Genomic DNA, 22418 nt, shown 5'->3' on the forward strand with positions numbered 1-22418 from the left:
TCACACTCCCATAGATTCAATTTCTGCAATATCAATATGAAAAGACTGCTTCTTTGCAAACTCTAGCTCAGCTGAAGAAAAATCAGACTCATTTGGATCTAAGATTTGTTCCAGAATTGCCAAGTTTTCTAATATGACGATCCCATATGGTGTATCTATCACCCGATTAACCTCTGATAAACGGATGTAATGTCTTTCCAAAGCGAAAAGAATAGGAAGATGCATAACACTCAGCATTATATTTTCGCAACTCAAACACTTATTAAATTGTGAGCAAGCCTGACCTTCTTTAAACTTTTGCGATTTTTTAATGAAGTCTGGTGGGTCAAATATATTTGCACATCCAGACAAAGGTGTTTGAAAGATAATTTTATGTTGATTATCTTTGTAAGTTTTAGGTCTTTTTACTTTCCTTATATCCTGACCGTGACGCTGTAATGCAGCCAGAGCATCAAATAATTTCAGTCTTGAAATACGTGAAAAGTCTAATCGATCCAAATAACTGATCGTAACGTCAATACTAGAGTGACCCAGCAACACTTGGATATCTCTAATTGACAAGCCATCCTCAAGCATCTCACTAACAAAAGACGGTCTAAATCGACTTAAACTAAATGACATCGGCTCTCCATTGTCATTAACTAACTTGTGCCTATCTATAAATGCGTTATAAAGGCCGTAAGAGTTTTGAGGTGTTAGATGCATTACTTTATCAAACGCCTTTCGTCCGTCACTTTGATAAATAAACAATTTATTTTTAAATTCAGGGGGTAGTTTATTTCGAATATTTTTTGTTAGTTCAATTACTGTATCAAAGATCTCCTTAACCATTTTCCCTTGCAGATCAGGCAACCAGGTTATTTCTGAATTAAATAGATCCAAGTGAACATCTTGTTCACCAATTCCCCTTTCTTTCCAGTATCTAATACAAGGCTTATGAGTAAGAGGGTGTTCTTCTAGGTAAGAGTCAACATCTAAATCAATCGCTGACTCAGGATTTAGTCCTGTAATTCGGCACAATTGAAAAAGAAATGGCGAAAGCACTTTTGAGCTAACTTTTGGCAAAATTCCCCAACATTCGTACAGTTCATGCAAACCAATATCCAATCGACTAGTAATCGAGATAAAAGCTTTTTCAACTTGTGTACTAGCTGTATGGTTAAAAATAAGCTTGCAATTCAGACGCTGCTCAAATAAATACCTAGCATTATCTTCCGTAGACATTCCTAACTTAACTCGGTAGTTACTATCTAAAGGATCTTCTCCAACACCTGTCAACTCATATTCCTTCATTAAAGATTGAATATGCGCAATATCACTCTTTATTGCGGAATCAATTTGTTCGCGCTCTGATAATGTATAAGGCTTATAAGATTCCCCAACTCTACCTTTAACTCTCAATTCATCATCATAAAAGGATTTGAATCCTAGGTTTTTAATCTTTGTCGCACGTTTTAGTGTCATTCTTAATGAACTAAATACTGTTGTAGCTGTGCTTGGTGAGATTAATTTTTGCTCTAAAAGCGGCAGTAAATATTCTTTTTTAAAACTAGTAAGAAAGAACTCATTAACACTCTCACTCAATAACGATAAAGGTGATACTTCGCACTGAGATAAATAAGCTTTGGTATGGTTTAAAGCGTCTTGGTAATTAGACTTTCCGGACTCTGATGCGACACCTTCTGATGCTGCCATAAAAAGTTGTTCCCACTGAACATAAGGTCTATCTAAATCAGGCTCGACTAAGTCATCCACTGTCTGTAAAGGCAGTTTACCAAGAGACCTTAATAAAATTTTATTGGCACTTTGCATTTCATGAAACTTGGAGTTCCTAAGCTTATCTCTATTTTTAACAGGTACATATCCAGCGTCTAGCACCCCCATATCTAATAGTTCACCATGTATTACTTCAATTTCCTCTTTAAGCAACTCATAGCCTTTGCCCGTTCTCAAGTTTTCAACGTACTTCGATATTTGTATCCGATTTCCGAAGATATCGAGGGAGCGTTTGTCTTTTTCTGTTAAGCTTTTCCACCACAACATTAATCTACGTCGCATATTTAATACAGATGGCCCATATTCAGGCAAAATTACCTTTTCTAAGATTAACAACTTCGTGATTTCATTTATCTGAACCTTGTAAGAGCTTTTCGACAAGACACTTTTTGAAATCCCTAAATTTTCAGATAAAAAAGAATAAGACACTTGGCTTTTATAGCGTTTGCTATTACTCCAACGATCTAACTTAACTAACCACAGAAGCTCTCTATTTGATTTAAGAGTCGCTATGTATTCATTCAATTTTTCAACTACTTGGGTATTTATCATTTAGCTCTCTCTACTTGCCGAACTTTTTAAATAAATTCATCTTGGTTTTGTCCCAAGTAATCTGCATCAAATCATTTCTATGTAGAGCTGAACCGTGTTCATCTAAATAATGACAGTAAATATCTGCTGGAATAGTGGTATAAACCTTTGTTGTATCAAGAAACTCATGTCCCATTGCAGTCATAAGAATTAATAACCGGTGAGCTGCATCGGTTCCTAAATCATTAGAGTTTAAAAAACCAACAGCAAAGCTATGCCTTAATTTATGAGGGTGAAGATTTTTTTTAATAATTCCTTGTAAAAGAGCTTTTTTGGATACTCGGCTTATCATTTTTTTGAGAGAAGCAGTCGTCCATGGCTTTCCTCTACTATTTAGAAAGATAGGATTATTCGATTGATTTTGTTTAAAGTGTTTTCTGTAAATAGGGCTAGAAATATAACGTTTAACTCGATGCAGTGTCGAAACAGATACATAGGTATACCTTGGTTTAATTTCATTTCTACGACCTTTAGATCCCATAACGTAGAATGGCTTATAAACAGTACCTTCACAAAATGTGTCATCATCAATAATTGTTCCACTTTCATAGGCTAGCGCATCATCAATATCAGCTTTAGTTATTCTTGGTATTTCAGAGACCCTTAAACCAGAATCAAACATAAATTGAATCACGGCTCGCTCTGACTCACGAGCTAATAAATTAAGAATGCCGATTAACTCATCTATTTTAATCAATTCAATTAGTTTGTTTTTTCCCTTTTTAGATAAACAACCTGAGGAAAAAGGCGAATCTTCTCGGTATTGAAGAGGTCTAGATTTTTTCTTCGATAAATAAGAGTTAAAAAAATTTGAATAGGCACCTTCTCTATTTCTGATAGTACTTAAGCTCAAATTTTCTTCATTTTCGAGATATACAAAGTATTCTTTAAAATGATGTTCCTCGATATACATTAGAGCATCATCATTTGAATAATCCTTAAAAAGATCATGCTCATTTAGATAATCAATTAAATAGCTAAAGCTTCTTCCATAGTTCTTAATTGTCGTTGTAGCCAACACCTCATTTTTAAAACACATTGAAAGCCAATGAGAAACTTTAGGTAGTAACTGACCTTTCGAATTGAAAACAGCCACATTTTTAAATGGGTTAGCTTGTTGTAGTAAACTTTCTATCGACGAAGTTAAATTTGATTTTTCAAAGTTCTTTTTACTTACATAAGAACAGGTTAAGTCAAATAAACCATCTGAAATTAGTATACGACTTAAAAACATGCTAAAACCTCTATTTCCAACAATTTAAGAAATAGCAATATAGTCTGTTTTTTTTCTACGCCCACATAAAGAGCTAAAAAATTTTAGTCTTTTTATAAACTATTTTTTTTGGGACTGTTAAAAAGAGAGAGGGGGGATAACAAAAAGAAATTGAATGCAGAGTTGACCACTTAATGAATGGGGTTTAAAAGCGGCACATCGCAGCTACGTTGGTATGATGTTAAGTATAGAGTATCGCCCAACAAAGAAAAAGTGTGCGTGTGCATACAAGGGCGTAAACAGCCTAACTCAAACTCACCTGGGTTATAAAATGTGACGATTTCACCGCGATCATCAATCCCTTTTGATAAGTTATCGATAACTTTTTTAAGTTGATCAAGGTGGCTGCCATCCGGACGTTGCCAACTGCGGCCTTGCACACCATACACTCGACCCATATCATCTTCACCACGGCGATGTGGGTTTTCTAGCCAAGCTTTGTTTTCGTTTGCGTTAGCATTCCAAGTCATACAGCCGATATCACGAAACTGTGCAGCGCTGTCGTAACCACGTAAATAACCAAGTAACTCCGCTATCGCCGCTTTGTAAAAGCTCTTGCGCGTTGTTATTAGCGGAAACTTATTATTTGCCACATCATATTCAAGATCGGCATTAATAACGGTTAAACACTTGGTACCTGTGCGTTTGTTCTCAACCCACACACCTTCGTCAACAATACGCTGACATAAATCTAAATACTGTTTCATTGATTTGCTCTTGTTATGCTTTGCTTGCCACGCTGTGTTGCGGCTTTTTATAGGCCCATATTAACAAACCAAGGCCACCAATTACCATCGGCAATGACAGTATTTGCCCCATCGAGATAAAGCCTGCGAATAAACCTAAATGAGCATCTGGTTCACGGAAATATTCAACAATAAATCTAAACACGCCATAGCCAAGTAAGAACACCCCAGCAACACTTCCCGCTGGGCGAGGCTTTTTGATAAACCATTGTAATATTAAGAACAGCACCAAACCTTCTAAAAAGGCTTCGTATAATTGTGATGGATGACGAGGCTCTGGGCCACCTGATGGGAAAATAAACGCCCAAGGTACATCAGTCACTCGGCCCCATAGCTCGCCATTAATAAAGTTACCAATACGTCCGGCTAGTAAACCAAGCGGCACCAGTGGCACTACAAAATCGCCCACTTCAAATAATGATTTTTTACGTGTCCAGGCAAAAATAGCAATGGCTGTAATCACACCTAGCGTACCGCCATGGAACGACATGCCACCTTGGTCAATTCTGAATAAGTACAGTGGGTTTTCAATAAAGTAGCTGAACTGATAAAACAATACATAACCGATACGGCCACCGAGTATTACCCCGAGCATGCCGTAAAATAATAAGTCACTAACTTGTTCTTTTGTCCAACCTGAGTTTGGTTTTTCTGCTTGACGATTAGCAAGCCACATCGCCAAAGCAAAACCAATTAAATACATTAAACCGTACCAACGTACGCTGAGCGGGCCTACCGAAAAAATAACCGGATCGATATCTGGGAATTGAAGAGCCATAAAAATAAAAACCTTTAACTAAACACCATTTTAAGCGCAATTATGACAAGTAATAGCGCGAATACTTTTTTTATTGTTGCCACAGGCAAGTAATGCGTGGCTTTGGCACCTATTGGCGCAATAAGCGACGAGGTAACCACAATCCCGACTAACGCAGGTAAATACACAAATCCGGCAAATCCATCACTAAAAGATGTTAATTGCCACCCGGCAGATACGTAACCCACCGAGCCGAACAGGGCAATGACAATACCACATGCAGCAGCACAACCAATGGCCTTTTTAATATCAACAGAAAAATAATGCAGTAGCGGCACAATAAGCGCCCCGCCGCCAATACCAATTAGTCCTGACAGCGCCCCCATTATGGCACATAAAAAGCCAAGAATAGGCCCTGATGGAAGCGGCTTTTCACTGGCTGCTTTTTTTCGTGTCGATAACACCATTCTGAGCGCGATAAACACCACGCTACCGGCAAAAACAAAGCGCAGTAGCTGCTCTGGGATAAAGCTTGCTGCAAAGCCACTGATCAATGCGCCTAGGCCAACACCAGTCATAACCCATGGGGCAATTTCCCAAGGCACGTTAGCATTACGATGATGAGCAAGGGCTGAAGAAGTCGAGGTAAAAATAATGGATGCTAACGAGGTTGCTATCGCGATAACTAATACATGACTTGGGTCGGCAACATTAAACGACACTAATAGCGCACTAAGTACCGGCACGATAATCAAACCGCCACCAATGCCTAATAACCCTGCTAAAAATCCAACCACGCTGCCCAAAATTGCGCAGTACACCATTAAAAGTATTACGTCATGCATAGCACACTCATATATTCAATTTGTTATATACATATACTAAACTAATATATATACCCAAACCACCTCAAGATGCGAGTTTCAGTTGGAATTAAAAGCGATTTAGGCAAGGCATTGATTGCAAGTAATAGTGGTTCTATTGTTAAAATCAATAACGCAGTATAAATCGCTTTTAAACCAACCCTTTGGGCTTTTCACAGGCACTTACTCTCATCGTTGTTACTTCTTAAAAGGGACTGCCATTGTTGCAAAGTAACGCCTTGATATTAAGCACCTGTGAAACGCTGAATTCTACATCTTGAGGTGGCTTGGGTATAGGCGCTTCACAGCACAATTTTCCCTCATGATTGACCTTGGCTTGGGGTGTAAAAAAGCTCACCGAGTTGATGTTCGATCATAAAGTTACGCGTTAACCTAAGTACATGCTTTGCCGTTGGTTGTAATAAACACTCTGCAAGTAACTTTTCCATATCACTGACATTTAATCGCCTAAGCACGAACTTAATTTTACTAATCGAAGCGTAGTTCATGCTCAAGCTTCGATACCCCATCGCAATAAGCAGTAACGCTCCTTCGGGGTCGCCCCCTAACTCACCACACAAGCTAAATGGCAACTCATGTTGCTGACACTCTTGTGCTATTTTTAACAGCACTCTAAGTACACTTGGGTGATAAGGGTTAAATAGCTCAGCAACGCGGGCATTAGAGCGATCAACTGCCAGCATATACTGGGTTAAATCGTTGCTACCTACAGAGCAAAAATCGACTTTTTGCGACCACTCTTCAAGCATAAATACACTTGAAGGTACTTCTAACATCACACCAATTTCAGGGCGCTCAATGGCTTGTTCAGGATATTGTTCACTTAACTCAAAGTAGGCTTGTTCGAGCAATTTTAACGATTCATCGACTTCCTCTGAGCCGCTGATCATCGGCAGCATGATTTTTAAATTACCCAAACCAATATTGGCTTTTAACATTGCCTTAAGCTGATCTAAAAATAGCTCTGGGTGATCTAAGGTCACGCGAATACCACGCCAACCTAAAAATGGATTTTCTTCTGTTATATTGAAGTAATCTAAAACTTTATCGCCACCAATATCGAGTGTACGCATCACCACAGGATTAGGATGGTAACTAGTAAGCACTTCGCGATACCAGCTTTCTTGTTCTGACTGTGAAGGAAATTGGCCTTTTTGCATAAACCAGGCTTCGGTGCGATAAAGACCTACCCCATCGCAAAATGGCTTATTGTCATGCTCGGTATTTAATTCAAGACCCGCGTTAAGTAATAAGCTAATGTGTTCGCCATCTTTAGTGATGGCATCTAGGTTTTGCTCTGCTACAAAACGGTCGTTCAATAAGGCTTCTTGATATTTGAGCTGACTGTATTCCTCTTGCAGCATTTGTGAAGGAGAAATATATAAACGCCCTGCATAGGCATCTAAAATCATTTGCTTGCCTTCAAACTGCAATAACGGCACATCTTCAATGCCCCAAATTGCAGGGATCCCCATAGCACGAGTTAAAATTGAAGCATGGCTATTTGCTGCACCATTAACACTCACAACCCCAGCAAGATGCCCTTTAGGTACTTCAGCAAGCATTGCGGGAGTTAATGTACCGGCAATTAAAATAGTGTCTTTAGGGTAAGGTTTTGCCGCATGCTCAGTATTAACTAAATGGTGTAAGACTCGCAAACCAATATCTTTAACATCAACAGCACGCTCTTTAATGTAAGGGTCTTGCATGGCATTGAATTGAGTCACTAATTTCTCAATTACAATTTTCAGGGCGCTTTTAGCATTCCAGCCTTGTTGTAATTGCGCTTCAACATTTTGACCAAGACTTTTGGCATCAAGTAACTGCTGATAAACATCAAATACCGCCAGCGCCTCTTGCGGAATAGAGTCGCTCAGAGTCATCGATAAGGTATTAAATTCGTTCCGCGTCGCAGCCACTGCTTGGGTAAATAGCTTACGCTGAGTGCTCACATCGTCGTCTTTTTGCAGTTCAATGGAGCTAAAGTCGAGCTTAGGGATCACCACAAAGGCCTCGCCTATGGCAATACCTGGTGCACTTGATACCCCTTTTAGTACTGAGGTTTGGTGTGAAAACTCATCGACGCGTAATATTTCTTTTATTTCTGCATGAGCTAACTGAGAAGCTAGCTGGGCCGAGAGCGTAATTAAGAATGACTCTTCGTCAGGGCTAAATACACGGGCTAGTTTTTGTTGAACAACAATAACGCCTAAAACTTTTTTCTGGTGCACGACTGGCACTGATAAAAATGCGTTATAGCCTTCTTCATTAACTTCAGGTGAGAGTTTAAAGCGAGGGTGAGACTTAGCAAAAGCAATATTGATAGGCTCTTCACGCTGAGCAACAAGACCCACGAGACCTTCAGTAAAGCCTATACGAAACTTACCCACTGCATCTGGGTTGAGGCCTTGGGTGGCCATCAATACAAAGTTATCTTGACTATAATCTGCAAAATAAATCGAGCAGCACTGTGTTTGCATGGCATCTTTTACCATTTGCACAAAACACCCCAGCGCACTATTCAAGTCCGCCTGTTGCGACACTGCCTCAGCAATTGATCTGAGCGTGGCTAACATGATGCTGCTCCTTTGATTTAAATAAGGTTGCCCTTATCGTTTATGTCGCCAATGATCTTTGTGTTGCTCTCGTTTATTAAACGGCATTGCAAACGGAGCAAACTCTTTCATTACTCGACGATATACATCGCGCTTAAACGAAACAACTTGCCTAACCGGATACCAATAACTCACCCATCGCCAATCATCAAACTCGGGGTGATGAGTTTTAAGTAAATCTACATCTTCATCTTTACAACGAAGTTTCAGTAAAAACCATTTTTGTTTTTGCCCAATACACACAGGACTTGAGTCTCTGCGAATTAAACGTTTGGGTAATTTATAGCGTAACCAATGTTTAGAACTTGCGACGATCTCAACGTCTTCAGGAAGCAAGCCCACTTCTTCGTGTAATTCTCTGTACATGGTTTGCTCTGCTGTTTCGCCGTCATCAACACCACCTTGGGGAAATTGCCAAGAGTGCTGACCATAGCGACGAGCCCAAAATACTTGTCCCTGATTATTGCAAATTACAATTCCGACATTGGCACGAAAACCTTCGGCATCAATCACCTTAGTGCCTCATTTGTAAGTCGATTTTTATTGATTGTTCCACATAACCTGCGATACAGCAAACACTTTACACCTAAGCCTAAATTAGATTGAAAAATTATTTTTTAACAAACATGTTTAATCAAGGTGTTACGAAGTAATTATTATAAAAATGTGCTGTTTGATTAAAATAACTATTTACAACCGTATTTTTATCACCTTACCCACAGCTTGTGCATAACTTTTATAAATCATGCCTAAATTGCAAACAAATCCACAATCCACAGTTGAAATATCCACTTTCTCCACAGAAACTGTGGATAAACATGTTTATATATCTGTATTTATACAAACAACTGTTTAATTAATGAAATAGAAACAACATAAAAAAAACAGTAAAACAATTAAATATCAGTTAGTTATACTAAAACATCGAAAAGTAAAACTGATTATTTTTAGCCCACCCTTAACGTGCGCAAAAAACACCCAAACACAAAGATATCCACTAAGGCACGCATTTGCTATCATGAACCGGATAAATAGACAATCAAATAAACGCCTTATGCGACCAATAAAACCCGCTTCTATAAACGAATTAATGCAACGTGTTGATGCTATTGCTGGCCTCACCCTAGGGCAGCTAGCCGAGCAATATCAGTTCAAAACCCCTGACGATTTACTTCGTGAAAAAGGCTGGACCGGGCAACTTATCGAATATGTGCTTGGCGCAACAGCGGGTTCAAAACCAACACCTGATTTTGAAGAGTTAGGCATTGAGCTAAAAACCTTGCCGATTTCATTTAAAGGGAAACCTCTCGAAACAACCTTTGTTTCGGTAACGCCGCTATTAAATGTTACAGGAATGACTTGGCAGCAAAGCACGGTTCGTAAAAAGTTGAATCATGTTTTATGGCTACCGATTTTAGGCGAACGTGAGATACTGCCTTTTCACCGCACCATAGGCAGTGGCTTTTTATGGCAGCCAAGTGCAGAGCAAGATGCCCTTTTACAGCGTGATTGGGAAGAACAAATGGAGCTAATTGCCCTTGGTCGCGTAGATGAAATTTCGGGTCATTTAGGTGATGTAATGCAAATAAGGCCAAAAGCTGCCAATAGCAAAGCGGTGACTGATGCAATTGGCCCGAATGGCCAGATAGTACAAACTTTACCTCGCGGCTTTTATCTAAAAACCAGCTTCACCGGCGAAATCCTAAAACAACAATTTCAGCTATAAAAAAACCTCCCGAAGGAGGTTTTTTAAAGTCTTGATGAGCTAAGCCAGATTACTGACCTTTAACCTCTTTAAGACCGTTGTAAGGTGCTTTTTCACCTAATACTTCTTCAATGCGAAGTAGTTGGTTGTACTTAGCAATACGGTCAGAACGGCTTAATGAACCCGTTTTGATTTGACCAGCTGCAGTACCTACTGCTAAATCAGCAATTGTCGCATCTTCAGTTTCACCTGAACGGTGTGAGATAACAGCAGTGAAGCCAGCGTCTTTAGCCATTTTGATAGCAGCAAGCGTTTCAGTTAATGAACCGATTTGGTTGAATTTGATTAGGATTGAGTTAGCAATACCGTTATCAATACCACGCTTTAAGATCTTCGTGTTAGTTACGAACAGATCGTCACCTACTAATTGTACTTTGTCGCCAATTAGTTGTGTTTGGTGTGCGAAACCATCCCAATCCGACTCATCTAAGCCGTCTTCAATTGAAACAATTGGGTATTGCTCAGTAAGGCCTTTAAGGAAGTGGTTGAATTCTTCAGAAGTGAATTTTTTACCTTCGCCTTTAAGGTCGTAGATATTAGCTTCTTTGTCGTAGAACTCAGATGCCGCACAGTCTAGAGCTAGAGTGATATCTTTACCAAGCTCATAACCTGCATTTGCAACAGCTACCTTGATTGCAGCAAGTGCCGCTTCGTTAGATTCAAGGTTAGGAGCAAAACCACCTTCATCACCTACTGATGTAGAGTGGCCTTCAGCTTTAAGTACTTTTGCTAAGCTGTGGAAAACTTCAGCGCCCATACGTAATGCTTCACGGAAGTTTGTAGCGCCAACTGGTTGGATCATGAACTCTTGAATATCAACAGAATTATCAGCGTGCTCACCACCATTGATGATGTTCATCATAGGTAATGGCATTGAGTAAACACCTGGTGTGCCGTTTAGGTCTGCAATGTGCTCATAAAGCTCAACGCCTTTAGAGTTAGCAGCCGCTTTAGCCGTTGCTAAAGATACAGCTAAGATAGCGTTAGCACCTAGTTTTTCTTTGTTTTCAGTACCATCTAAGTCAAGCATTACTTGGTCAACCGCTTTTTGGTCAACTGCGTTTTGGCCTTTAAGCGCTTCAGCGATTTCGTTATTGATATAGCCTACTGCTTTTAAAACACCTTTACCTAGGTAACGTGCTTTATCACCATCACGTAATTCAAGCGCTTCGCGAGTACCTGTTGATGCACCAGATGGTGCTGCAGCACGGCCCCATGAACCATCAGCTAAATGTACATCAGCTTCAACAGTTGGGTTACCACGCGAGTCCATGATTTCGCGACCAATCACTTTTACGATTTCTGACATCTTGATTCCTCTTTTCCCGAAAATGGTGAGTTAGTGCCAATTTTATTAATTATCCTTAATGCCATTGGCTTATTAAAACAAATAAGCCGTGCATAAAGCACGGCCTATTTAAATTACGATGACGCTTTTTGGTGAGTATGCGCAGCTGCAACAAACCCTTCAAATAGCGGGTGACCATCACGTGGTGTTGACGTGAATTCCGGGTGGAATTGCGCGGCAATAAACCAAGGGTGATCTTTATTCTCAATAATTTCGACTAGTTTCTTATCTTCAGATAAACCAGTGAAACTTAAGCCTGCTTTTTCAAGCTGCTCTACGTAGTGATTATTCACTTCGTAACGGTGACGGTGACGCTCAACAATCTCGTCACTACCGTACACTTCGCTTACTTTAGAACCAGGTGTTAAGTGACACTTCTGTGCACCTAAACGCATAGTACCACCTAGGTCAGATTGCTCATCACGGATTTCAACGTTACCGTCAGCATCTTGCCATTCAGTGATTAAACCAACAACTGGGTGTGCTGATTTAGCGTTAAACTCTGTTGAGTTTGCATCTTCAAGGCCTGCAACGTTACGCGCATATTCAATAAGCGCTACTTGCATACCTAAACAAATGCCTAAGTAAGGAACTTTATTTTCACGTGCATATTTAGCCGCTAAGATCTTACCTTCAACACCACGGCCGCCGAAGCCACCTGGAACTAAGATAGCATCAAGATGAGAGAGTAACTCAGTACCTTTGCTTTCTAAGTCTTGTGAATCAACGTATTCGATGTTCACAGTTAAACGGTTTTTCAAACCTGCATGCTTTAATGCTTCGTTTACTGATTTATATGCATCTGGTAGCTCGATGTACTTACCAACCATACCAATTGTCACTTCACCTGTTGGGTTAGACTCTTGATATAACACTTGCTCCCACTCAGATAAATCTGCTTCTGGGCACTCAAGATAGAAACGACGACATACGAAGTTATCTAATTCTTGTGACTTAAGTAACGCAGGGATCTTATAGATGCTTTCTACGTCTGGTAATGAAATAACAGCTTTCTCTTCAACGTTAGTGAAAAGTGCGATCTTCGCGCGCTCGTTATTTGGTAATTTACGATCAGAACGACAGATCAAGATATCTGGTTGGATACCAATCGAACGTAATTCTTTTACTGAATGTTGTGTTGGCTTAGTTTTAACTTCACCTGCAGGGCCTAAGAATGGCACTAGCGTTAGGTGGATAAACAATGCGCGCTCACGGCCAATTTCAGTGCCAAGCTGACGAATTGCTTCTAAAAATGGTTGTGACTCGATGTCACCAACTGTACCGCCAATTTCAACGATTGCTACATCGCGACCTTCAGCACCGTCGTATACACGTTGCTTAATGTCGTTTGTGATGTGTGGAATAACCTGAATTGTTGCACCAAGGTACTCACCACGACGCTCACGTCGTAATACATCTTCATAAACACGACCTTGTGTGAAGTTGTTGCGGCTAGTCATCTTGGTACGGATGAAACGCTCATAGTGACCTAAGTCAAGGTCAGTCTCTGCACCGTCTTCAGTTACAAATACTTCACCGTGCTGAATTGGGCTCATAGTGCCTGGGTCAACGTTAATGTAAGGATCCAGCTTTAAAATAGTCACGTTAAGACCACGTGCTTCTAAAATAGCGGCTAATGACGCTGCTGCAATACCCTTACCCAACGAAGAAACAACCCCGCCAGTTACGAAGATAAATTTTGTACTCATGCGAACCCTAGAATATCAGGAATTAAAAGGAATAATATAGAATCAAGACGGGGCGATATTATAGCAAAGGGGCTGCTATCAATCCAGATAAAATTAGCAAATAAGTGCACAAAAAACGAGCTTGGTTACACTGTACCCAAACTGCTCTACAACGCACTTACCTGGCTTGTTTTTTTATGGCTTCCCATGCGTTGTCCATTTCTTCAAGGCTAGCCGTTTCTAAACTCTGGCCACGTTCACCTAAGTAAGCAGCCACTTTTTCAAAGCGTGACGCGAACTTAGCATTGGCACTTCGTAATAATTGCTCAGGATCGCGCTTAATATGACGGGCAACATTCACTGTTGCAAACAGTAAATCACCAAGCTCTTCTGCACTGTGCTCTGAATAAGGGTCGTGAGCCAGCGCTTCTTTTACTTCGTCTACTTCTTCAGCAACTTTATCGAGCGCACAATGATAACTTGGCCAATCAAACCCTAGGCTTGCTACACGCTGTTGAATCTTCTTCGCTTTTGATAACCCCGGCATAGCATCAGGAATGTCTTGCCACAGGCTCATTTGTGGTGAAGCTGCTTTTTCTGCTCGCTCTTGTGCTTTAATAGCCTGCCACTGCGCCGAAAGCTCAGCGTCAGTCAGCTCACTTTGTTCTGCAAAGACATGGGGATGACGACGCACTAACTTATCATTAAGCGTATTAGCCACATCGGTAAAATCAAATAATCCTTGCTCTTTGGCAAGTTGAGCATAAAAGATGACTTGAAACAGTAAATCGCCAAGCTCACTTTTAAGCTCAGTAAGCTCACCTTTTTCAATGCAGTCTGCTACTTCGTAAGCTTCTTCAAGGGTATGGGGCACTATTGATTTAAAGTCTTGTTTTAAATCCCACGGGCACCCAGATTCTGGGTCCCGTAGTTTAGCCATAATTGCAAGCGACTGCTCAATTGCCTGTTTATCATCCATTACGAGTGACCACGCTTTGCATCATGTACACCTTCGATTTGGTGTAACTTAGACAATAAGCGGTTGGTGCTTGATAAGTCATGTACTTCAACCTGCATTGAAAACAGCGCAAGCTGCTTATCTTCAACCGTGTTGACGTTCATGTTCAGCACATTCACTTTTTCGTTTGCAAGCACTGAGCTGATATCTCGAATAAGGCCTGAGCGATCGGTCGCTTCAACTTTAATCGTTAATGAGTAAGAGCCATTGACATCGTCTGACCAACTTACTGATATCACCCGCTCAGGATGCTTTTCACGAAGTTTCTCAAACGAATCACAATCTTCACGGTGAACGGCAATCCCTCGGCCTTGCGTAATGTAGCCAATAATTTCATCGCCCGGCACAGGTCGGCAGCATTTAGCAACATGGCTCATTAAGCTACCTACCCCATCAACAACAATACCGTTCTTATCGCCGGTGACACTTTTTGGCTTTTTAAACTTAATTTGTGGTTCGTCATGCTCACGGTCACTGATAAAGTTTAATAACTGGTTTAAACGAACATCTCCAGCACCTACCGCAACCATAAGGTCGTCAAGGCCTTTAAGGTTAAAGCGCTCGATTGCTGGCGCTAGATCTTTGGTTGTTAAATCTAGTTTTTGCAGCTCAGTTTCGAGTATTTCTTTACCGGCACTTAAGTTTTTATCGCGATCAAGCTGCTTAAACCAATGATGGATTTTAGAGCGTGCTCGCGATGACTTAATATAACCTAGCGATGGGTTTAACCAATCACGGCTTGGGTTAGGTTGCTTTTGAGTTAAAATTTCAACCTGATCGCCGGTGCTTAATTGATGAGTAAAAGGCACAATTTTGCCAAACACTTTTGCACCAATGCAGCGATGTCCTACATTTGAGTGAATGTAATAAGCAAAATCAAGTGGAGTTGCACCCAGCGGTAAATCGAAAATATCCCCTTTAGGCGTAAACACATAAACACGGTCTTCTACTACTTGGTTTTTAAGCTCTTCCGCTAGGTCACTGCCATCAACAACTTCTTCTTGCCATTGCAGTAACTTACGTAACCAGCTAATTTTTTGCTCGTAGCCTGAACCACGCCCAGGCAATGCACCTTCTTTGTACATCCAATGCGCAGCAACACCTAGCTCAGCATCTTGGTGCATTTCGCTCGTACGAATTTGAATTTCAACGGTTTTACCTTCTGGGCCAAATACCACGGTATGAATTGACTGATAACCGTTTTGCTTAGGTGTTGCGATGTAATCATCAAACTCTTTATTTAAATGGCGCCAGTTAGTATGCACGATACCTAATGCCGCGTAACAATCTTGCAGACGCTCTACCACAATGCGCATAGCGCGAATATCAAAAAGCTGGTCGAACTCGTAGTTCTTCTGTGCCATTTTTTTGTAGATGCTGTAGATATGCTTAGGGCGGCCATACACCTCACCTTCAATACCTGCTTCAGCCAAGCGTGTTTTGACTAAAGCAACCATGTTCTCCATATAAGCTTCTCGGGCAAGGCGCTTATCATCCAGCTGTTTGGCGATATTTTTATAGGTATCTGGGTGCAAATAACGGAACGAAAGATCTTCAAGTTCCCATTTAAGCTGACCAATCCCTAAACGATTCGCAAGGGGCGCAAAAATGTCGCGTGTTTCTTTAGCGGCGATAACGCGCTCTTCTTCACTGGCATCTTTAACATCACGCAGGTGGCACACTTGCTCTGCAAGTTTAATCACTACAGCGCGCACATCTTCAACCATAGCTAGTAACATGCGGCGGATATTATCAATTTGTACAGTGCCTTTACCTTGGTGGGCTAAGGTACTGATGGTAGCCATTTGGCTTACGCCTGTTAGTAATAACGCAACGTGATTACCTAGCTTTTCGGTGACTGTCTCAATTGAGATTTTTTCGGCTAAAAAATAAGGCGTTAAAAAAGCAGTGGTAAGAGAGTCTGCATCTAAATTTAGCTCAGCTAAAATCTCCACCATTTCAATGGCTGTGTTTTCACGTTTTGCATCATCGCAATGCAGGCACAGTTGGTGGGCCTGCTCTAATAAGGTATGTTTGTCTTCTGTTAGCGCTAACAGCTCGATACGGCTGGCAAAATCACTCGGCTTAGTTAGCTGATGTGACTGTCTAGTGGCTACCATGTGCGCTTTACCTCCTGTGAAATAACGCCATCGTTTCAATATGCCCGGTATGCGGGAACATATTCATAAGCCCAATTTTTTCAATGCTAAAGCCTGCTTGTAAAATAATTGCACTGTCACGGGCTAAAGTAACAGGATCACAAGAGACGTATAAAATCGTTTTAAACTGAGTAAGTGGTAACTGCTCTAAAATAGCCATTGCGCCAGTACGTGATGGATCAAGAACTAACACGTCAAGTTCAGCACTAAACCAAGCAGCTGATTGCATTGATTTTGTTAAATCAAAACAATAAAAATCGGTATTCGACAATGAGTTAGTTTGCGCATTTTGTTTTGCTAATGCAACCGCAGAATCGACCCCTTCAACACCAATAACATATTTAGCATACTTTGCAATCAATAATGAAAAGTTACCAATACCACAAAACAAATCCAATACCTGCTCATGACCTTGTAAATCAAGCCACTGTTTTGCTTGATGCAGCATAGCTTGGTTCACTTGCGGGTTAACTTGAATAAAGTTCTCAAGGCCAAACTCAAAACGCAAATCATAAGCTGGTATCTGGTAGTACGGCATTGGATGGTCACTGTGATCAATTTCACCACTTTGTGATTGCCACACAACACGCCAGCTATATTCATCACACGCCGCTACGACTATGGCTTTTAACTCTGCATTAATAGCTTTGGTATGCCTAATAACCACAAAGGCCACGTTATCAGCTTCACATAATTGTAAGTGACTAATACTACTAAGACCTGAATGGCTGTTGATAAGAACATCAAAAACTGAAAAAACGTCTTTAAAAGTGCTGCTCAGCACATCACAGCTTTCAATACTCACCAATTGCTTAGACCCCTGAGCTCGATACCCTACACGCATTTTCTTTGCAGCTTTGTCATGCATTACAGCAATACGCGCAGAGCGACGGTAATGGTGCTCTTCACTAAGCAGAGGTGCTTGCCAATTTAAGTCATCAGCTTTAGCAAACTTGCTAAACAGCTGGCTAACCGCAGCTTGCTTCTCAACCAATTGTTGCTCTGCATTAAGGTGCTGTAGCTGACAACCACCACAAACCTGATAATGCTGACAAAAAGGAGTAACCCTATGCGCTGAGGCTGATAGTACTTTTTTACAATCAGCACTGGCAAAACGTGCTTTATCTTCAATCAATAACGCTTTTACTTCTTCACCCGGCAAAGCACCATTAACAAAACAGACTTTATTTCCCTGCTTAGCAACGCCTCGCCCTTGGTGATCCATAGCAGTGACATTGAGGGTTAGCATTTTTTGCGAAACGGATTTCTTTTTGGCTTTGAAAATCTGTGCCATCGGGCAACACCTTAATTATTGATAAAGCGGGAGTAAGTATATACTCTTAAACAACGATAATAATGATAACAACATTCTTTATGACTAAATTTGGCTTACGTGACTCAGTCTTAACCCTTACACTTATACCGACTGTGATCATAGGCTTGTTGCTGGGCGGTTATTTTACAATAAATCGTTACATTGAGCTCGATGAAATTTTGTATCAGCAGGGCGTGACTATTATTGAGCCCCTCGCCATTGCTGTTGAGCAACCATTAATAAAGCGTGATAAAGCCTTATTAACTCGCTTAGTTAGTCATACACATAACAAACACTCCCCTGCTATCCAATCAATTGCTATTTTTGATGAAAACAATGAGTTAGTGATTTTTAGTAAATACCAAAGTGAATTCAAAGAAATTGTTAGCAGCAATGCAAACAGCATGGATGGCATTCAAGTACAAAATTCTGAGCACTATCTAACATTCTCTACTGCCATAATTAATCATAGCCGCCAAGACATGATTTGGAATCATCACAGCTACCAAGCATCGCTGGGCACTGTGGTGATCATGCTTAACAAACAACAAGCCATTATTGGCCAGCAACGGGCATTATTAGTCAGTGGCGTGGTAATTTTACTCGCGCTCATACTTGCCACCGTATTAGCGTTCAGATTAACCCGCATGTTTATTCAGCCTCTTAATAAGTTAGTACTAGCTACCGACAAACTCATTGAAGGTAAAGTCGACACTGGGCTCGATCAAAAAATGTTTGGCGAATTTGAGCTATTACGCACAGGTTTAAATACCATTTCAGAAACTATGGTTGTGCAACGTGATGAGATGCAAAAGCACATTGACCAAGCAACCTCTGATTACCGCGAAACACTCGAACAATACGAAACCCAAAATATTCAGTTAAGTATTGCTAAAAAAGATGCACAAGATGCGAACCGAGTAAAATCAGACTTTTTAGCTAAAATGAGTCACGAATTACGTACACCTTTAAACGGTGTAATAGGTTTTACGCGCCAGCTTTATAAAACCCCGCTCAATAAGCATCAAAAAGATTATCTAGATACCATTGAACTGTCGGCCAATAGCTTACTTACAATTATCAGTGATATTTTAGACTTTTCGAAATTAGAAGCCGGTGCCATGGAACTTGAGTCAATGCAATTCCAGCTCCGTGACAATATTAATGAAGTTATGACCTTGTTGGCACCGAGTGCTCACGAAAAGCAACTTGAGCTTTCAATATTTATCCATCCACAAGTACCAGACAATCTAACTGGCGACCCGACCCGCTTTAAACAAATTTTGATAAACCTGTTAAGCAATGCCATTAAATTTACTGAAAAAGGCTCAATCAAGGTTGATGTTGGCTACCGTTTACTGGATGAAGAGCGCGCCTCGATTTTGGTGTCTGTCACCGACACCGGTGTGGGCATCCCAATGGATAAACAAGATGCGTTGTTTACACCATTTGGCCAAGCAGACTCTAGTATCACCCGTAAATTTGGTGGCACAGGTCTTGGGTTAATCATCACTAAACATATTGTTGAAGCGATGAATGGCCGCATTACCCTAAACTCAGCACCTGGTAATGGTACCTGCTTTACGTTCAATGCCGTATTCAGAACGCCAAGTAACTCAATTACCAGTGACTTACCGACTCAATCACTGATCAATAAACGTATTTTGTATCTTGAGCCTCATGAGCATACCCATCAAGCAACGTTATCGCTACTACATGAATGGCAAACTCGCGTTACCGCCTGCATGGATGAAGAAAGCTTCTTAAATGAGATCAACAAAGACTTCAGCTACGATATTTGTATTATTGGCCATACCGCTACTATTGACGATATGCAGCAACTTAAGAGTTATGTAAAAGCAGTCCGCCCTGTCACTGATTATTTATACATAATGCTTAATACGGTTTCGCATAATATGCGTGAAGCCTTTGTCGGTAGCGGTGCAGATGCTTGCTTAAGTAAACCGCTTAACCACCGTAAATTATGTGAGGTACTTGCTGCGCCTTACCGTCTTGACCACCCGGTGCATAACATTGAGCAAGGTGATGAAAAATTATTACCACTTAAAGTACTGGTTGTTGACGATAACGATGCCAACCTAAAACTGATTTGCACCTTGCTTGAAGAACAAATTGAGCTAATTGATACCGCACATAATGGCTCACAAGCTTACAGTTTAAGTAAAAGCCATAAATATGACTTGATCTTTATGGACATCCAAATGCCAATTATGGATGGTATTACCGCATGTAAACTTATTCGCGAGTCATCTCTCAATGAAGATACCCCTATCATTGCAGTGACTGCTCACGCCCTCGCAGGTGAAAAAGAGCAACTGCTTAAAGATGGCTTTAAAGGTTACTTAACTAAGCCTATTGATGAGGACATGCTAAAACAAATAATTAGCGATCATAGCCCGCAATCGCCAATTAATCGTGAACGTAGCAAAACTGCCGCAGTTGACTCAGAACCTCCATTTGAAAGTGCCCGCCTCGATTGGCAACTGGCACTTCAACGCGCAGGCGGTAAAGAAGAACTAGCACTAGAAATGCTCAACATGCTATTACTCAGCGTGCCTGAAACCTTGCGCCTACTCAATGAAGCTATAGAAAAAGAAGATTGTGAACATGTACTTAGCATAGTGCACAAGTTCCATGGAGCATGTTGTTACACAGGCGTACCAAAACTAAAATCACTTGCCGAAACACTCGAGACAGCTTTAAAAGGCGATTGCGATTTAAATTACATTGAGCCTGAACTATTTGAGCTTGTTGATGAGCTGAATAATTTGTTAAGTGATGCAGGTATGGTTGAGCAACAAAGATAAAAGAACACCCAATAAATTATATAAAGGAATATATTAATGAAAAACTCTTTAATACTAGCTGGCAGTTTGTTTGTCTTTGGTTGCGCATCAACCTCAGACAAACCAGTAAAATTAGAGTATGCGGATTTAGCTGTTAGCTATAATGAAATGGAGTCAGCAAAATGGCAACAGCTTGAACGCTTTCCTGCCAGATACCCAAAAAAAGCAGTTATCCAAGCAAAAGAAGGTTGCGCAACTATTGAGTATGTCATTACGCCACAAAATGAGATTAGAGATATTCAGGTAGTTGCCTCAACTAACTCTGTATTTGCCGACGCAGCAAAAGATGTAATCACTAATTGGCACTGGAATGAGCTGGCGAAAAATATTACTGATAAAGCGGTGAAAACCCAAACTCGCTTTGACTTTTGTTTTGACACACCTGAGCAATCTTGCAAAGAGCTAAAACCTAACTATTCATGCCCTAGTTCAGATATTATTTATTCCACGGGTACACGCGTAGTGAAGTATTAAAGGGAGCTTGCTTTGTATTTTATCTTACTTATCGTCTTTAGTGCTATTTCACTCACTTGGTTTTTCCTCCGCTATAAAAAACTAAGTATAGAAGCTAATAATTACGTAAAAACCAATTACACAGAGAAGTGGCAAACATACGAAAGCCAAGCCCGTTTGATGAAGGCAAAACCTAACTCGATGGTTTTTCATTCAATTAAAAAAGGTGAATTGTCGGCCGTAGATGATGATGTTTTAAAAAGCTTTAAGAAAAAACATCAATATTTAGTGGCCCTACTCTGCCTTTCGCCTTGGCTATCTTCATTGCTTGCACAATTTATTGTTTATCTGAGTAAATAAAAACGCGATGGATATTATCTCCACCGCGTTCAGTATTCAAATTTGCTGGCTCTTATTAAAGGCGTCAGCTAAAGTCTTGCTTCAATCATTAAACGTTTCATATCGCTGACTGCTTTTTCTAAACCATCAATCGCTGCACGGGCAATAATCGCATGGCCAATGTTTAACTCATAAATTTCTGGCATTGCCGCAATGGGTTTTACATTGTGATAATGAAGACCATGGCCGGCATTAACGATTAAACCTAAGCTATCAGCATATTGTACGCCGCTACGTATACGCTCAAGCTCAGTGTGAAGCTCTTCGTCATTTTCAGCATCAGCATAAGCACCTGTGTGAATTTCAACGTATGGAGCATTACACGCTTTTGCAGCGTCAAGTTGTGCGTTGTCGGCATCAATGAATAACGAAACCTTAATTCCCGCAGCTGTTAGCTTTTCTGTTGCTGCTTTTACTTTTTCAAAATTACCCACAACATCTAGGCCGCCCTCAGTGGTGAGCTCTTCACGTTTTTCAGGCACTAAACAAACATAAGCAGGTTTCACTTCAAGGGCGATGTCGATCATTTCATCGGTGACTGCAATCTCAAGATTCATACGTGTTTGAATCGTTTTTGCCATCACATATACGTCGCGGTCTTGAATGTGACGACGGTCTTCACGCAAATGAATGGTGATACCATCTGCACCAGCATGCTCTGCAACAGCTGCAGCATGCGCAGGATCTGGGTAACTCGTGCCACGCGCTTGGCGTAAAGTGGCAATGTGATCAACGTTTACACCAAGAAGAATATCTTTCATTTT

At 40.7% G+C, this 22418-nt stretch carries 16 protein-coding genes and 1 pseudogene; 4 read left to right on the forward strand and 13 right to left on the reverse strand.

What is annotated here, in order from left to right; genetic code table 11:
- From WA256_RS04280 to rppH, 7 genes and pseudogenes are all read right to left on the reverse strand, one after another.
- On the reverse strand, window positions 1–2328 hold the full coding sequence (locus tag WA256_RS04280; protein WP_335989210.1) for a hypothetical protein: 2328 nt from the start codon (window positions 2326–2328) through the stop codon (window positions 1–3).
- A 10-nt stretch (window positions 2329–2338) separates the two neighbouring features.
- Complete coding sequence (locus WA256_RS04285) at window positions 2339–3601, reverse strand: tyrosine-type recombinase/integrase (protein WP_335989212.1); 1263 nt, start codon at window positions 3599–3601, stop codon at window positions 2339–2341.
- A 188-nt stretch (window positions 3602–3789) separates the two neighbouring features.
- A pseudogene (locus WA256_RS04290) lies at window positions 3790–4347 on the reverse strand (thymidylate synthase); the annotation flags it as partial.
- Window positions 4348–4360: 13 nt separating this feature from the next.
- Window positions 4361–5164 carry a prolipoprotein diacylglyceryl transferase gene (lgt, locus tag WA256_RS04295; RefSeq protein WP_054562237.1) on the reverse strand — a complete coding sequence of 268 codons (804 nt, stop codon included), beginning with the start codon at window positions 5162–5164 and terminating at the stop codon, window positions 4361–4363.
- 14 nt (window positions 5165–5178) lie between these two features.
- Entirely contained in the window at window positions 5179–5988 is an 810-nt protein-coding gene (locus tag WA256_RS04300; RefSeq protein ID WP_055020682.1) for a sulfite exporter TauE/SafE family protein, read from the reverse strand.
- A 338-nt stretch (window positions 5989–6326) separates the two neighbouring features.
- Complete coding sequence (gene ptsP / locus WA256_RS04305) at window positions 6327–8603, reverse strand: phosphoenolpyruvate--protein phosphotransferase (RefSeq protein ID WP_062566761.1); 2277 nt, start codon at window positions 8601–8603, stop codon at window positions 6327–6329.
- A gap of 33 nt (window positions 8604–8636) precedes the next feature.
- The gene (gene rppH / locus WA256_RS04310) at window positions 8637–9155 is read right to left on the reverse strand and encodes an RNA pyrophosphohydrolase (protein ID WP_054562240.1); all 519 of its coding nucleotides are present in this window, start codon (window positions 9153–9155) and stop codon (window positions 8637–8639) included.
- Window positions 9156–9696: 541 nt separating this feature from the next.
- Here rppH and mutH point away from each other — a divergent pair.
- On the forward strand, window positions 9697–10368 hold the full coding sequence (gene mutH, locus WA256_RS04315) for a DNA mismatch repair endonuclease MutH (protein WP_335989218.1): 672 nt from the start codon (window positions 9697–9699) through the stop codon (window positions 10366–10368).
- Between the two features lie 49 nt (window positions 10369–10417).
- On the opposite strand, the gene eno is transcribed toward mutH, so the two are convergent.
- The 5 genes from eno to rlmD all read right to left on the reverse strand — a co-directional run bounded on the left by eno (window position 10418) and on the right by rlmD (window position 17914).
- Entirely contained in the window at window positions 10418–11716 is a 1299-nt protein-coding gene (gene eno / locus WA256_RS04320) for a phosphopyruvate hydratase (RefSeq protein ID WP_062566760.1), read from the reverse strand.
- A gap of 113 nt (window positions 11717–11829) precedes the next feature.
- On the reverse strand, window positions 11830–13464 hold the full coding sequence (locus WA256_RS04325; RefSeq protein WP_062566759.1) for a CTP synthase: 1635 nt from the start codon (window positions 13462–13464) through the stop codon (window positions 11830–11832).
- A 157-nt stretch (window positions 13465–13621) separates the two neighbouring features.
- Complete coding sequence (mazG, locus tag WA256_RS04330; RefSeq protein ID WP_335989222.1) at window positions 13622–14422, reverse strand: nucleoside triphosphate pyrophosphohydrolase; 801 nt, start codon at window positions 14420–14422, stop codon at window positions 13622–13624.
- Window positions 14422–16581: a GTP diphosphokinase gene (gene relA, locus WA256_RS04335; RefSeq protein WP_063529468.1), complete on the reverse strand. Its 2160-nt coding sequence runs from the start codon at window positions 16579–16581 to the stop codon at window positions 14422–14424. The genes mazG and relA overlap by 1 nt, the downstream gene beginning before the upstream one ends.
- A gap of 7 nt (window positions 16582–16588) precedes the next feature.
- A complete protein-coding gene (rlmD, locus tag WA256_RS04340) occupies window positions 16589–17914 on the reverse strand; it encodes a 23S rRNA (uracil(1939)-C(5))-methyltransferase RlmD (RefSeq protein WP_335989224.1) in 1326 nt (441 codons plus the stop codon).
- A gap of 80 nt (window positions 17915–17994) precedes the next feature.
- Here rlmD and barA point away from each other — a divergent pair, with 80 nt between their 5' ends.
- Genes barA through WA256_RS04355 form a run of 3 tightly spaced genes read left to right on the forward strand, consistent with a single transcriptional unit; the run spans window position 17995 to window position 21615 of the window.
- Window positions 17995–20763 (forward strand): two-component sensor histidine kinase BarA, encoded by a 2769-nt coding sequence (gene barA / locus WA256_RS04345; RefSeq protein WP_058586457.1) that lies wholly within the window; start codon window positions 17995–17997, stop codon window positions 20761–20763.
- Window positions 20764–20799: 36 nt separating this feature from the next.
- A complete protein-coding gene (locus WA256_RS04350) occupies window positions 20800–21276 on the forward strand; it encodes an energy transducer TonB (protein WP_062566755.1) in 477 nt (158 codons plus the stop codon).
- A gap of 12 nt (window positions 21277–21288) precedes the next feature.
- Window positions 21289–21615 carry a hypothetical protein gene (locus tag WA256_RS04355; protein ID WP_335989228.1) on the forward strand — a complete coding sequence of 109 codons (327 nt, stop codon included), beginning with the start codon at window positions 21289–21291 and terminating at the stop codon, window positions 21613–21615.
- Between the two features lie 68 nt (window positions 21616–21683).
- On the opposite strand, the gene pdxJ is transcribed toward WA256_RS04355, so the two are convergent.
- Window positions 21684–22415 carry a pyridoxine 5'-phosphate synthase gene (gene pdxJ / locus WA256_RS04360; protein WP_054554340.1) on the reverse strand — a complete coding sequence of 244 codons (732 nt, stop codon included), beginning with the start codon at window positions 22413–22415 and terminating at the stop codon, window positions 21684–21686.
- Between the last annotated feature and the right edge of the window lie 3 nt (window positions 22416–22418).

The sequence above is a fragment of the Pseudoalteromonas sp. CH_XMU1449-3 genome (assembly GCF_037027245.1).
In the GTDB taxonomy this organism is placed as follows: domain Bacteria; phylum Pseudomonadota; class Gammaproteobacteria; order Enterobacterales; family Alteromonadaceae; genus Pseudoalteromonas; species Pseudoalteromonas shioyasakiensis.

What these genes read in the sequence shown, in the direction of transcription:
- WA256_RS04280 (WP_335989210.1), bottom strand. Translation starts at nt 2,328, where the DNA reads ATGATAAATACCCAAGTAGTTGAAAAATTGAATGAATACATAGCGACT.
- barA (WP_058586457.1), top strand. Translation starts at nt 17,995, where the DNA reads ATGACTAAATTTGGCTTACGTGACTCAGTCTTAACCCTTACACTTATA.
- WA256_RS04285 (WP_335989212.1), bottom strand. Translation starts at nt 3,601, where the DNA reads ATGTTTTTAAGTCGTATACTAATTTCAGATGGTTTATTTGACTTAACC.
- WA256_RS04300 (WP_055020682.1), bottom strand. Translation starts at nt 5,988, where the DNA reads ATGCATGACGTAATACTTTTAATGGTGTACTGCGCAATTTTGGGCAGC.
- WA256_RS04350 (WP_062566755.1), top strand. Translation starts at nt 20,800, where the DNA reads ATGAAAAACTCTTTAATACTAGCTGGCAGTTTGTTTGTCTTTGGTTGC.
- relA (WP_063529468.1), bottom strand. Translation starts at nt 16,581, where the DNA reads ATGGTAGCCACTAGACAGTCACATCAGCTAACTAAGCCGAGTGATTTT.
- pdxJ (WP_054554340.1), bottom strand. Translation starts at nt 22,415, where the DNA reads ATGAAAGATATTCTTCTTGGTGTAAACGTTGATCACATTGCCACTTTA.
- ptsP (WP_062566761.1), bottom strand. Translation starts at nt 8,603, where the DNA reads ATGTTAGCCACGCTCAGATCAATTGCTGAGGCAGTGTCGCAACAGGCG.
- mutH (WP_335989218.1), top strand. Translation starts at nt 9,697, where the DNA reads ATGCGACCAATAAAACCCGCTTCTATAAACGAATTAATGCAACGTGTT.
- eno (WP_062566760.1), bottom strand. Translation starts at nt 11,716, where the DNA reads ATGTCAGAAATCGTAAAAGTGATTGGTCGCGAAATCATGGACTCGCGT.
- WA256_RS04325 (WP_062566759.1), bottom strand. Translation starts at nt 13,464, where the DNA reads ATGAGTACAAAATTTATCTTCGTAACTGGCGGGGTTGTTTCTTCGTTG.
- lgt (WP_054562237.1), bottom strand. Translation starts at nt 5,164, where the DNA reads ATGGCTCTTCAATTCCCAGATATCGATCCGGTTATTTTTTCGGTAGGC.
- rlmD (WP_335989224.1), bottom strand. Translation starts at nt 17,914, where the DNA reads ATGGCACAGATTTTCAAAGCCAAAAAGAAATCCGTTTCGCAAAAAATG.
- mazG (WP_335989222.1), bottom strand. Translation starts at nt 14,422, where the DNA reads ATGGATGATAAACAGGCAATTGAGCAGTCGCTTGCAATTATGGCTAAA.